This window comes from Zarconia sp., from assembly GCF_057467645.1.
The window spans coordinates 1-12,771 of sequence record NZ_JBRJXU010000067.1; the positions used below are offsets into that span (position 1 = coordinate 1).

At 52.1% G+C, this 12,771-nt stretch carries 9 protein-coding genes and 1 pseudogene; 4 read left to right on the plus strand and 6 right to left on the minus strand.

The features are described from left to right. Positions 1-333, minus strand: a pseudogene (locus AC2215_RS10035) (iron uptake porin); the annotation flags it as partial. Between the two features lie 657 nt (positions 334-990). On the opposite strand from AC2215_RS10035, the gene AC2215_RS10040 reads away from it, so the two are divergent. Both AC2215_RS10040 and AC2215_RS10045 read left to right on the plus strand, forming a co-directional pair. Next, a complete protein-coding gene (locus AC2215_RS10040) occupies positions 991-2,046 on the plus strand; it encodes an ABC transporter ATP-binding protein (protein ID WP_486809891.1) in 1,056 nt (351 codons plus the stop codon). A 201-nt stretch (positions 2,047-2,247) separates the two neighbouring features. Beyond that, a complete protein-coding gene (locus AC2215_RS10045) occupies positions 2,248-3,231 on the plus strand; it encodes an aromatic ring-hydroxylating dioxygenase subunit alpha (RefSeq protein ID WP_486809850.1) in 984 nt (327 codons plus the stop codon). On the opposite strand, the gene cpcF is transcribed toward AC2215_RS10045, so the two are convergent. Both cpcF and AC2215_RS10055 read right to left on the minus strand, forming a co-directional pair. After that, entirely contained in the window at positions 3,197-3,844 is a 648-nt protein-coding gene (gene cpcF / locus AC2215_RS10050) for a C-phycocyanin alpha-cysteine-84 phycocyanobilin lyase subunit CpcF (protein WP_486809851.1), read from the minus strand. The two genes, AC2215_RS10045 and cpcF, sit on opposite strands and share 35 nt — an antisense overlap. Then, on the minus strand, positions 3,844-4,185 hold the full coding sequence (locus AC2215_RS10055) for a HesB/IscA family protein (protein WP_486809852.1): 342 nt from the start codon (positions 4,183-4,185) through the stop codon (positions 3,844-3,846). The genes cpcF and AC2215_RS10055 overlap by 1 nt, the downstream gene beginning before the upstream one ends. A 301-nt stretch (positions 4,186-4,486) precedes the next feature. Here AC2215_RS10055 and hetR point away from each other — a divergent pair, with 301 nt between their 5' ends. Continuing rightward, a complete protein-coding gene (hetR, locus tag AC2215_RS10060; RefSeq protein WP_486809892.1) occupies positions 4,487-5,401 on the plus strand; it encodes a heterocyst differentiation master regulator HetR in 915 nt (304 codons plus the stop codon). A gap of 1,361 nt (positions 5,402-6,762) precedes the next feature. After that, positions 6,763-7,020: a serine O-acetyltransferase gene (locus AC2215_RS10065; protein WP_486809853.1), complete on the plus strand. Its 258-nt coding sequence runs from the start codon at positions 6,763-6,765 to the stop codon at positions 7,018-7,020. A gap of 123 nt (positions 7,021-7,143) precedes the next feature. On the opposite strand, the gene AC2215_RS10070 is transcribed toward AC2215_RS10065, so the two are convergent. From AC2215_RS10070 to AC2215_RS10080, 3 genes are all read right to left on the minus strand, one after another. Next, positions 7,144-8,763: a peptidoglycan D,D-transpeptidase FtsI family protein gene (locus AC2215_RS10070; protein ID WP_486809854.1), complete on the minus strand. Its 1,620-nt coding sequence runs from the start codon at positions 8,761-8,763 to the stop codon at positions 7,144-7,146. Positions 8,764-9,449: 686 nt separating this feature from the next. Continuing rightward, positions 9,450-10,037: a hypothetical protein gene (locus AC2215_RS10075; protein ID WP_486809855.1), complete on the minus strand. Its 588-nt coding sequence runs from the start codon at positions 10,035-10,037 to the stop codon at positions 9,450-9,452. 385 nt (positions 10,038-10,422) lie between these two features. Beyond that, entirely contained in the window at positions 10,423-12,744 is a 2,322-nt protein-coding gene (locus AC2215_RS10080; RefSeq protein ID WP_486809856.1) for a BamA/TamA family outer membrane protein, read from the minus strand. Positions 12,745-12,771 lie beyond the last annotated feature (27 nt).

Here is a 12,771-nt window from a genome sequence, read left to right on the forward strand (position 1 = left end):
ACCGTAGCGTTCCACCAAGGATTGCAGGGCTTGGAATGCCCAATCGGTGGGTTGTACGTCAGACAGTTGGGAGACCGAAGTCACCTGGGATTGTAATTGGTCTTCTTCTTGCAGTTGGGATAACTCGTCGACTGATGTCACTTGAGCGAGTTTTTCAACCGCTGAGGGGGCAACAAACCCCTCAAGGTCGCTCGTTAGGGGCGCAGACTTGGACATCCCTTTGAGGTTGCCCGGTTCGGACGCCGCTCGTACGGTCGTTCCGGAGGCGAGGACAGCAAGTCCCACCACCAGGGGGGAAACTCGCCAGCAAAATTCGAGGCTTTTGGAATTCATTTTACCGATCTCTCTCACACCAACGGTTTGTTGTATCCTGTTCTCTCATGCCATCGCAGCGAGATTGAGACGCTCGATCCCTGGATCGCTTTGGACGAAATTGAGCTGTACTCAGGTCGATTGCTGTATATATGGATAGATCGCTTTTAAATTGGGTTCGTTGGCTTCCCGACTTGCCACGATCTTGATGATGGCGATCGACGTTTGACTTGTTTGCGATTAATAGATGAGAATTACTTACAAGAAGATATTTAACTCAACTCTTTTTGTCTTGTCAAGCTGTAAGGATTATTTTTTTATTGATGCGGTTCAATTAACAAATCGGTCCGACGGCAAAATTCAGTACGATCGCGGTCGTACAATTACGAATGCAACATAGCTCTATTTTTGGTGTAATTGAGTTGAAACTTTTATCCCCCACAACCGTTGCTGCTCTAGATCGGAAAGCTTCCACAGACCCCGTGCGACCCTGAGAGATCGAACCCAATCTCTTCCTGTGCATTGCCTTCAATTGAAGTCGTATCGGTTTATTGAAGAATGAGTCGCAATTATTTTAGAATCTTTTAGTTACGTGCTTCTACGTAATTTTGTCAAACAATTGAGATTCTTTATAATTTAGGGGGATAATGAACGACAGCCGCTCGAAAGGAAGAATTGCTGGTGACCGATAAGCTCGTGCAACTAGAGGGCGTAAGCAAACTGTTTGCCAAAGCACAGACAGCTGCCCTCAAAGATATCACCCTCACCCTCGAACGAGGTAAGATACTCGCACTGCTCGGGCCGTCCGGATGTGGGAAAACAACACTCTTACGCTCCATCGCCGGATTCGAGCAACCGGATGCTGGCACGATTTCCCTCGCCGGCAAGCGGGTCGCCGCTCCCAACTGTTGCGTTCCCCCAGAACGGCGTCGGATCGGGATGGTCTTTCAGGAGTTCGCTCTCTTTCCCCATCTCACCGTGGGCGAAAACGTTGCTTTCGGCTTAAAACAAAAAGTGAAGCAACCCGCCCTCATCAAAGCCCAAGTCCTCGATGCGATCGCCCTGGTGGGACTCGAAGGTCTTCAAAATCGCTATCCCCACGAGTTATCGGGAGGTCAGCGCCAGCGCGTCGCCCTCGCCCGCGCCCTGGCCCCCCGTCCCGTGCTGATGCTCCTCGACGAACCCCTGAGCAATCTCGACCTGCAAGTGCGCATCTACCTGCGCAACGAAATTCGCAAAATTCTCAAAGCGACTGAAACGACAGCGATCTTCGTCACCCACGATCGCGAAGAAGCCCTGGCTATCTCCGATGTGGTGGGGGTCATGCGAGAGGGTTGCCTCGAACAACTCGATACTCCAGAAGGAGTTTACCAAGAACCGTCTTCCCGATTTGTCGCTCAATTTGTTACCCAAGCTAATTTCCTGTGGGCCAAACGCAACGGTCGGATGTGGGAAACGGAGGTGGGCTGTTTTGAAGCGAGTACCGCCAGTCATACCGTGGGCGAAACGGGAGAGGTGATGATTCGCGAGGAAGATTTGACCATCGAAGCCAATGACTCCGGGGCCGCCACCGTTCGAGATCGACAATTTCTCGGGCGGGAAAACCGCTATTGCCTCCTAACTCCCTCCGGACAGGAATTACACGCGCGCACTCCAGTTTCTGCTAGCCTGCCCGTCGGCGCGCGGGTTCAGTTATCGGTGATGCCAGAACGGCTCAAAATTTTTAGCAATTAGATCTCTCGAGAAAAAAGGGGAAAGGTTAAGGGTTAAAGGGGAAGGGGGAAAGGTAAAGTAAATTCATGACTTCGGCATCGAACTTGATTCTATTGCACTTTAACCCTTTCGGAGGAGAAGTCGATTGACATTGGAGTGTGAATCATTGACAATTTAGCGATCGAATCTCTCTTTTTTCCCGAGCGCGTAGCGTTATCAAGTATGGTCGATCCGCTGTTCGATGATTGGCATGTTGTTACTTCCCTCCAGGACTTTCCCAGGGATAGCGTGCGATCTTTTTCCTTGCTCGATCGAGAGTTGGTGTTGTGGCATCGAGGCGATCGATGGATGGCATGGGACGATCGATGTCCTCATCGAGGCGCGAGACTCTCTGGAGGTGCGATTGATGGCGACACCCTCGCGTGTCCCTATCACGGTTTAGCCTACGATTTCTCCGGGCGGTGCGTCCGCGTTCCGACTCATCCGGGTCTCTCCCCTCCCTCACAGATGCGCGCGTCTACTTATGCCACTCGGGAACGGTACGGCTTATTGTGGGTCAATCTCGGAGACGGGGCTGACTCGAGGGATATTCCTCCCTTCCCAGAATGGGACGATCCCAGTTACCGTAAATTCCTGTGCGGTCCGTACCGGTATCGCGCCAGCGGTTTGCTCGCCATGGAAAACTTTCTCGACGTGTCTCACTTTCCCTTCGTTCACGATGGGTTGCTCGGCGATCGCAATCGACCTGCACTCAAAGACTATCGAGTGGATATCGACGAAATGGGTATCTGTTTGAGTAACGTTCGAGTTTGGCAACCCGATCCCGATGGTACGGGCATCGGTGGTGAAGTCACTTATCACTACCGAGTGTGGCGACCCCTGAGTGCCTCTTTCGTCAAAGAGTCTTCTGACCGTCGTTTGGCCATTTTCTTTGCGGTCACCCCCATTGCAGAAGAAGTCTGTTTGGGATGGATGTGGATTGCCATGAACTACTCGATGGAGTTGCCCGAAGCGGAGTTACGCCAGTTTCAAGATACGGTGGTGCGCCAAGATATCCCGATCGTAGAATCCCTCCGACCCCCGCGCTTACCCTTAGATCGGCGATCGCAAGTTCATTTACCCGGCGATCGAGCCTCTCTAGCTTACCGTCGGTGGCTGGCGCAACTCGGGGTTAAGTTTGGGACGGTTGTCGATCGAGAGCCATAACGGCACGGGCCTTTACGGCAGCTTCCGCGTCGCGGTTACCCATCTCTTCTAATTGCGCCAAAATCGCCGATGAGGTCTCTGGACACTTCGCGGCTTGGACCAATCCCTGCAATCCCACCACCGTCGCGTAACGCACCACCCACTCGGGATCTTGCGAGGTTTGCAGCAGAGCTTGCAGCGCCCGAGTCTGAGCCTCCAAAATGCGATCGGATTCCATTTCTTGCCAGCGAATCGTTCCCAACCCCCTCGATGCCGCCCGTCGCACGCTTAGAGAAAAGTCGGAGGTGGCACTCAGCAAGATATCCAATCCTCTGGGATCGCCAATGCCCGCCAAAGCGCGAACGGCCCAAGCCCGCGCGCCGTAGTTGTAACCGTCGAGTTGTTCGAGCAGGGGGATGACGGCCGGTTCGCCGATTTGTATCAGTCCGTCGACTGCCGCCACCGCAGCGCCGGGATTGTTGTAGCCGAGGACTTCAATCAGTTTGGACGTCGCTGCCGTCGAACCCGCGGCTGCCAAGTCTTCCACCGCTTCTAGGAGGGCATCAGACGAATCGGCGAGGTCGACCTCTGCTATTAAGGCTTGGGTATCGCGGGCGGTCTTAGCAATTGACATTAACTCTCGTCTAACTCCTCGATCGCAAACGAGTTTCCACAGCCACAGGTCTGAGTGGCATTGGGATTGTGGAAGCGAAAGCCACCCCCCATCAAATCTTCAGAATAATCGATGGTCAAGCCTTCAACGTAGCGGGCGCTGACGGGATCGATGAGGGTTTCTAGCCCTTCGCATTGAAAAACGCGATCGTCGGATTCTGCAGCGGTCACGAAGCTCATCGCATAGAAAAACTCAGAGCACCCACCCGCTTCAACCTCGATCCGGAAGTAGACGTTTTCGTGATTCTGCCTGGATTTGAGTCGGTTGAGTTCCCGAACGGCAGCTTGGCTTAAATGAATCATTAACCTAGTTCGTGTATCCCCCTTGTTTTCCTGACGAGGGTTTGACGCGCGAGTTGGAGAATTTTCAAGATCGGCTTATATTATTTAATATGAGTATAAGAGAATATCTTAGGTTAAAAATGCTGACTATCTAAATCGAGTTCGTTCGACGGATAGGTAATGAGCAGGTGTGCATCGTCAACTTAACCTAATTAATAAAACCGACCCATGCGAGGTCGGCGTTCTGGCAACGATCGTACACAACTAGAATTAAATGGAGGGGGACGTGAAACCTCCCAAAAGAGAAGATTTGGGGACTTTAATGAGTAACGATGTCGATTTGATCGAACGCCTTAGCCCCAGTGCGATGGATCAAATCTTACTGTATCTGGCCTTTAGTGCCATGAGAACGAGCGGTCATCGGCACGGTGCTTTCTTGGATGCGGCGGCGACAGCAGCCAAGTGCGCGATTTATATGACCTATTTAGAGCAAGGGCAAAACTTGCGCATGACCGGTCACTTGCACCACATCGAGCCCAGACGGGTAAAGGTCATTGTTGAAGAAGTCCGACAAGCGCTCACGGAAGGTAAATTACTCAAAATGCTCGGTTCTCAGGAACCGCGCTACCTGATCCAGTTTCCCTACGTCTGGCTCGAAAAATATCCTTGGATGCCCGGCAAGCCCCGTATTGCCGGAACCAGCCTCACTTCTGAAGAAAAGCGGCAGCTCGAACGTAAGCTCCCGGATAACTTATCAGATGCTCAAGCCATCAACTCGTTCCAATTTATGGAGTTGATCGAGTTTTTACACACTCGCTCTCAAGAAGATTTGCCCCCCGAACGGCGGATGCCTCTGAGCGAAGCACTCGCCGAACATATCAAGCGTCGGTTAATTTATTCGGGAACCGTCAGTCGCGTAGACTCTCCCTGGGGAATGCCCCTCTACGCCCTCACTCGTGCGTTTTACTCTCCGGCAGATGAGGAAGAGCGTACTTACATTATGGTGGAGGATACCGCTCGCTACTTCCGGATGATGCGGGATTGGGCGCAGCGCACGCCGAAAACGATGCGGGTTTTAGAGGAGTTGGATATTCCCGAAGAGCGCATAGAAGACGCTTTAGCGGAACTCGATGAAATTGTCCGGCATTGGGCGGATAAGTATCACGATCGAGACGGTCAACCTTTTGTCTTGCAAATGGTGGCTGGACCGAATGATTCCCAGAACGGGCATGAGTAGGTTGTAGAAATGGCGCGAGATCGCCGTTTTCTCGTCCTTGCCTCCATTCGGGATTTGCAAAGAAATCAAGTACCCACCAGACAACCTGCATTCTAGAAGCTAAGTAACGTGATGGGTCTGTTATGAACCATTGGTGAGGCGGTTTTGCTTCTGTGCCATTGGTCAAGGGGTGTGGGGTATGGGGTATGGTACGCGATTGGGTCGCAAGTTGGAGCATTAGTCGGTCATCGGAAACCGTCTAAATCTCAATAGTCAATCGAGTCGTCACACTATAGTCATTCCGAATAAGAATGGGACACCAGGATTCACGGAAACCTCGATTATTCGGGTCGAACCGACTCTGAAACTGTACCACTTTTATTCAGAATGACTATAAATCTGGGGCTTGACAAACGATCGATCTTCTTAATCGTTCACTAATACTAATGGTTATTCACCCACAAGTCCCTTACATCTGTATTGATTCAATTTAGAGCTGGAGCGATCGTATTGGCGCATCCAGCTTTTTGTTTGAAGATCGGGGCGAATCAGCTCCCACAACGGACGCCGATCGAGAAACGGTCCAATACCCCGTTCGGTGCCATGTGGTTTTTCTGCAAAATTGGGCTCTGTGAGAGTTGGCTTTTGTTGGATAACGCTCCGGCAAGAGACACTGTCCGGAAAATCACTAGATTTTATGAAAACTTCACATAAATCAGAGTTTTCTTTGCAAGTTTGCGATCGAGAGCGGAAAGTTTTTGAATAAACTATATATATTACAAAAGCTAACAACCGTATTCATACGGTTTCGCTGGCATCACGATCGTCGATCGTCCTCTAGGTTTTTCGGATTTAGAGGACTTCTCCAGAGAGCTATATCTTTTACCATTGCCAACGAATATCTTCTCGAAACATTTTCGCACGTTGGGTGTTCTCCTTGCGGATGCTCTTTTGTCAGCTCCGTACAGAAAGGATAGTGCCCCATACTTTAGTTCTTCATTGAGAATTCTCCGCGGAGTCGTTCAATCAATTTAACTATTGCCATGCAGTCTACTAGTCAAGTTACACCACTTACTCCAGTTTCCAAAATACAAACCCATCCAATTTCAGCCACAGAGCCAGACTGGACCCGAGAAGAACTCAGATGTTGGTGGGACCCGAGTCGCCAACTCCTTAAATCCATCCGCCAGTATCAAAAATGGAAAAGTCGCGGTGGACCCTTCGGCTCGATTTTTAAAGTGCTCACTGTACTCCAATATAGGTTTTGGAGTACAGTGAGCGGGACTGATATTCCCCTGGACTGGAAATTTTCTGGGGGACTCAGACTACTTCACCCCAATGGAATTGTGGTCGATCCCCGTGTCAAAATCGGACCCAATTGCATGATTTTTCAGCAAGTAACGATTGTTGGTGGCGTCACCATTGGCGGTCACGTCGATATTGGTGCGGGAGCCAAGATCGTGCGTCCCGTGACCATTGGCGATCATGCCAAGATTGGAGCGAATGCAGTTGTACTGTGCGATGTTCCTGCCGGAGCCACAGCGGTAGGAATCCCGGCCAAAATTATACCTCCGAAGAGTCAACGTAACACCAACGAGAATAATTCTGAGGGATTGACCTTGGTGGATCGATCTGCATAGACCGACTGTTAAAGCGCACCTAGCGAACGGCCAATCGGGTCAATCTATCGAACCTGTTTCTACACACTGAGTTGAGTACTGGTGTTTAGAAGCAGGTTTCGAAGTTTTTAAGCTAACTCACTCTTACCGCACATCCGCAGGGGGAATTCCTTCCAGACCGATGAGAATTTCCATGACGGACTTAACGATGGGGGCGGCGACTTCTCCACCCGACCCTCCATTCGGCTCGTCTACCACCGCCAGGACCACGTATTTGGGAGATTCTACTGGAATAATGCCCACAAAACTGGTGACGATCGCCGAGTCGGAGTAGCCGCCACCGGAGGTACTTTTCTGAGCGGTTCCCGTTTTTCCGGCAATGCGATATCCCGGAATGTAGGCTGTTTGCCCCGTCCCGTACTCGACAGAAGCTTCCATCATCTCTAAAACGCTGCGAGTGGTTTCTGGAGAGAACACTTGCACCGCAGAAGGTACATCGGGCTGCCAGTGCGGTCGATCTTCACTATCAAACAAACCCGCTACGGTATGAGGAGCCACCAGCTTGCCGCCATTGGCGAGGGCGGCTTGCAGGCGCAGCATCTGAATGGGAGAAATGGCAAACCCCTGACCGAAAGCCGTCGTTGCCGCTTCCACGGGAGAGCCGATAAACTGCTCTCGAGATTTGAGTTGACCGGGAATCTCAAAGGGCAGATCGATGTGGGAGATATCCTCGAGCCCGAGCTTTTCCAACCAGTTGTAGTAATCGGAGGCGGACATTTGCTCCATAATCCGAACCATGCCGATATTACTCGAGACGCTGATAATGTCGGTGATATCGATCTGACCGAATCCACCTCGTCCGGCATTGCCGATGGGCCAGCCATCGACAAAAATTTGACCGGGATCGTAAAAGCTACTATTCGGTTGAATGGCACCCGCTTCTAGGGCGATCGCCACGTTAATTGGCTTGAACGTCGAGCCAGGTTCGTAGAGATCGGTCAACGCCCAATTTTTCAAACTCGCCAGATCGGCATCGAAGTAGCGATTCGGGTCGAAGGAGGGCGTATTCACCATACACAACAGCGAACCATCCCGCGCGTCCATCACCATGATAGTTCCGCGTTTTGCCCCCCAATTCCATACCCCTTCTTCGAGGACGGGACGCACCAATCGTTGCAAGCGGCTGTCAATGGTCAGTTTGAGGCGGAGATCGTCGAGTTGCAGGAAGGGACGAGCGCTCCGATCGATCGATCCGGTTTCGGTGTCGCTCGAACCGATCTCCTCCATCGAGCGTTTGAGTTCATCTTGGTGGTTTAGCTCGATCCCTGCTTGTCCCTCTCCATCAAAATTCACGTATCCCACGACTTCTGGAACCGATTCCGATCGCGGATAGTGACGTGCCGAATGATGGATGAATTCCAATCCGTCAATCCATTTGCGTTGAATTTCGCCGGCAGTCGCTTCGCTGATAAAATCCGCTAACCGAATCCCGCTCGGTGCCGAGTAGAGTTCTTTAACCAACTCCGGGGCGGAACGCTTTAAGATTGGGGCGAGTTCCCTGGCGACATCTTCGTGGGAGAGGCGAAAGAGGGTGGGGTGAGCGTACAAACTGTAGACGGGTCGATCGACCGCGAGGATGTTATTTTGACGATCGACAATCGGACGCCGGGGGACAAATGTGGGGGTGGCTTGTTGCTGCTGCGTTCGAGCCATTTGTTGCAGTTGGTGCGATCGGACGACCTGCAAGTCAAATAAGTTCGCCATCAGTACTAGTCCAGCGGCAATCAAAATACTCCAGACGAGAACGAGTCGGAATTGAGAGGGTCGCGCCTGGATTGATGGGGACTGGATGCCATGCGCTTCAACCCGAGACGGAGACTGAGAATTTTTCGGCGAACGACGAGAGCGACGAACTCGACGCTCTGGTTGTAAAGCAATGGGTTTCTGGTGATGCAAAGACTTCGATCTCGGGTCAGGCGATGTTTCGTTTGCCTGTCTCCGACGTTTTCTTGCCGGAGCATTCCGATCTCGCCGGGAGGATGGGCGACGGTTCGATGGGATATTGTTGGCTGTCCTTCGAGAAGTTCCCGTACGCTTCCCAAATTTGTTCGGCTTTCTCATCTGTGCTCGATATATCGCAGTTCCCACTCGTGTATTTACAGATTGAGGGAAATTCTAAGTTCCCCAAATCGCCATCGGGCTTGTCTTTGAGACCCTTTCCTTTTTTCCCGAGACCTGCGCGCCCAGCACGATGAAAGGTAGGAATCTTGATGGTTCTCTAGAATCTTACCGAAACCCAAAGCCGCGAACCATCGATCGAGACAGAGTCGAGTCTAGTAAGGTTTTCTAATCCGAGGGAACGAGCGTGGCTGTAGTTTCGTGCTACTCGTCTGGCTCGATCGAGCGGATCGAGACACTCGTTCCCATCGCTCTGGTGCCCGTATCTCAGTTTAGTATCCCATAGGTGCAGAGGGGTCAGAGGTGGGTATCGGAGTGCGTTTTTCTGGAACTGGACGTGCCGAAGCGGGTTTCAAATAGAGAAAGTTTTCTGGCTTGGGGACGATCAAACCCGTTTGCGAGGTTTCTGTTTGTTCGGCAACTTGCTGTTTGAGAGATTCTATCTTTTCCAAAAACTGCCGTTCGTCTCGTCTGAGTTCCTCTAACTCTTGTGAAGCCGCATCCCATCGCTGCTGAGAATACACCGTACTGCCATAGACCGCCAACGTGGTCGCGACCAAGCCAAATCCCAAAATTGACGAACCTCGCTGTAGGAGACTCAGCCATTGCAACCACATCGGCTGTTGCGAGGGGGTCTGTTGAAATGAGACGACGGGCTTGGACGAGTTCGATCGATGTTGTCTCTCTTGTGAAATCCCTCTGGTGGAGGGAGAACGTCGATCGTTCGTGGCAATGGGGACGGCTGCGGCAGCACGATTGGCTGGGGCAATTGGGGTCACTTTAGAGCGGGCTTTGGTCCGAACCGAGCTGAGTTGCCGATTGCGTCGAGCCGGGCGATGAGAGTCAAGAGCAAGAGCCATAGAGGGTATCAAGGTAATAGGAATATATTGGACCGCACCCAGTCAGATGTGGAGGCTATCGCGAGCTACCCAACACTTATCCAAAGAGTAGGGCGCGGGGGGAGCGTCGATCGCGATTCCGGTTTCATTCACCGTTACCTTTACACCCAAGAGTGTTTGGGTCTTAAACGGCGTTTGCTGGTGCGCCCTCAATTTAGAGGTTCTAACAGCGACAAAGCTCGCACTTTGCCCCGGTAGTTCCTCTCGCTCCCCAGGAAAATTGACATTCAAGATGTACTTGTTTGACTCGATCGGCCAGAGAATATCGAGACCCCACCATCCTACCACTGATAATTTGCTTGCATGCTTTCCCTCCCGTTCTCCTCACGGGCACCGCTATACGGTCCTAAAATCGTTCGCCGATGCCGAAGTGAAAGCGATTATCTCCCTCATCGTTCCATCCCAAATCGATCCGAATCGGACCGATGGGAGACTGGACGCGGATCCCGAAACCGTAGCCGATCCCTTCGCCCGGTTTTCGGCGCACGACACCGGGTTCTCCCGTGACTGAATCCTGAGAGCCGAAGGTGGTTGCTGCATCGAGAAATAAAGCGGCACCGACGACGGAAAACACGGGGAAACGATACTCTACGGTGGCTTGGGCAAAACTGCGACCGGTGCCCAAATCCCCTTCCTCAAATCCCCGAACGGTATTGGTTCCACCCAATACGAACGCTTCGTAAGGAGGCATGCGACCGATAATCGTCCCAGCTTGCAGGTTAAAGGCAAGGGCTTGAGGCCCTTCATCAAAATCGGTGATTTTTACCGGAATGTAGTAGTTGAAGTTACCCCGGACTCGATTGAAGAAGATACCGTCGATGGGAAGAAATTGGTCGGCACTAAGACTTAAGAAAGAACCTGACGTCGGTTGAAGGGCACTGTTGCGCCGATCCCGTGAAATGGCGAATCGTAAATTGAGTAAATTATCGGTTCCATCATCGTGAAACGACAGTCGATTACCCTCCTCGTCTCGCGGTTCGATGTCCCCGTCGGCATCGCGAATGGAGACGTTTTGGAATTCTAAGCCCAATGACGCGACCCATTCCGATCTCGAGAGGGGATCGTCAGACAAGGGCCGGTTAAAGTTAACCCGACCGCCGAATCGCTGCACCCGAGGGCGATCTCCGTTATCGAGTTCGATTTCCCGGCGATCGCCGTTATCGCTGCCATCGAAGACCAATGAAATCGATCGCCGCCGAAACGCATTAATCGTATAAGAGGTTCGATAGGGGTCGCCGCTAATCCAGGGATCGGTGAACCGAAGATCGAAGAAGGTTCCCCGCGTCCCCACTTGGGCTTCACCACCCAATCTCTGGTTATTGCCGCCAATATTGAGAAATTCACCCCCCACGGACCCGAAGAAACCCGTCGAAGAGCTAAAACCTCCCCCAAAATTGAACGATCCGAAACTCCCTTCGGTGGCATTGAGAATCAGCACCACTTGGCGGGGGTCGGTTCCCGGTTCGGCGGAGAACTCCGCATCCTCAAACAAGCCCAAGCGGACGATCCGACCTAAATCTTCGAGTAACACCTCCCGATTGAACACGTCTCCCGGTTTCAATCGCATTTCGCGAGTGACGATGTGGGTCTTGGTGCGACCTTCGATCGGGTTGCCGTCGGGATCGACGAATTCTCCATCTTCGGAACGGAAGCGCAGTTGAATATCTTCGATCACCCCTTCAGCGACTTCCAGGGTAACCGTACCGTCCGGGGCAACGGCTGGGGGAGAAATCGTTCCTTCTTCGACAATCGGGGGTGGATCGATGACTTGCGCGAGAACGTACCCTCGATCTCGATACCATTGGTTGAGGCGATCGATTCCATCTTGAAACTCGCGAAAGTTGAGAATTTCTCCATATTGGTCGCTGAAAAATTCATCGACTTGTTCTTGGCTGAGAATTTCGTTGCCTCGAACGTTCACATCCGTTACCACGGGGTTGGATTCCACCAAAAACACCACCCGTACCCCCAAAGGTGTTTCTTCGGCTAGAGGTTCGACATTGGCAAAGTAGCCGGTGGCGTAGATGGCGTTGGTATCTTCGATGAGTTGGGCGCGGGTGGTGGTGCGACCCGGTGCAGTGACGATCGCATCGTAGGCAATATCTTCGAGTTCTGGCGGTACCGGTGCGAGTTCGCCGCGAATTTCGACCTCGGCCACGAGAACTTGCGGTTGCGCGCTGTCGTCGGGGACTTGGGAAAGGATATCCGTTTTCGGGGAAGAAGGCTCGGAAGCGGATGTATCGGGCGGACTCGATGCGGTCTGGGGGAGTGAAACCGTCGGTTCCGAAGCATTACCCGTCGCTTCTAAGGGAAGAGATTCTTCCTCCGCGCTCGCTTCGGATAGGCGAATTTGAGGTTTGACCTTAGAAGGTTCTAGCGATGGGATGTCTGGGGATGACTCGATCGCATCTTTGACAGGTTTGATGGGGGCTTCCGGTTTCGCGGCTAAGGATTCCGTCTTGGATGCCTCCGACAGATGTCTAAGTTGATAAATCTTGAGAGACTTGAGCTGGGAATGGCTTTTTCGGTCTTGGATTTTAGCTTCGAGCTGATTTTTTTGGGGGTTGAGCGGATCGATTGTCCGAGCGTGGGTTACTTCAGACACACCCAACAGCGTCGAGGCCGCCATCGTGGCAACCCAGACGGAAGATTCTTGTATTCTACTCACGTTTTCACTTTCCTCCACACACCATGC

Excerpts from the sequence above, each read along its gene's own strand:
- AC2215_RS10065 (WP_486809853.1), top strand. The coding sequence starts at position 6,763 with ATGATTTTTCAGCAAGTAACGATTGTTGGTGGCGTCACCATTGGCGGT.
- cpcF (WP_486809851.1), bottom strand. The coding sequence starts at position 3,844 with ATGTCAATTGCTAAGACCGCCCGCGATACCCAAGCCTTAATAGCAGAG.
- AC2215_RS10045 (WP_486809850.1), top strand. The coding sequence starts at position 2,248 with ATGGTCGATCCGCTGTTCGATGATTGGCATGTTGTTACTTCCCTCCAG.
- hetR (WP_486809892.1), top strand. The coding sequence starts at position 4,487 with ATGAGTAACGATGTCGATTTGATCGAACGCCTTAGCCCCAGTGCGATG.
- AC2215_RS10070 (WP_486809854.1), bottom strand. The coding sequence starts at position 8,763 with ATGGCGAACTTATTTGACTTGCAGGTCGTCCGATCGCACCAACTGCAA.
- AC2215_RS10055 (WP_486809852.1), bottom strand. The coding sequence starts at position 4,185 with ATGATTCATTTAAGCCAAGCTGCCGTTCGGGAACTCAACCGACTCAAA.
- AC2215_RS10075 (WP_486809855.1), bottom strand. The coding sequence starts at position 10,037 with ATGGCTCTTGCTCTTGACTCTCATCGCCCGGCTCGACGCAATCGGCAA.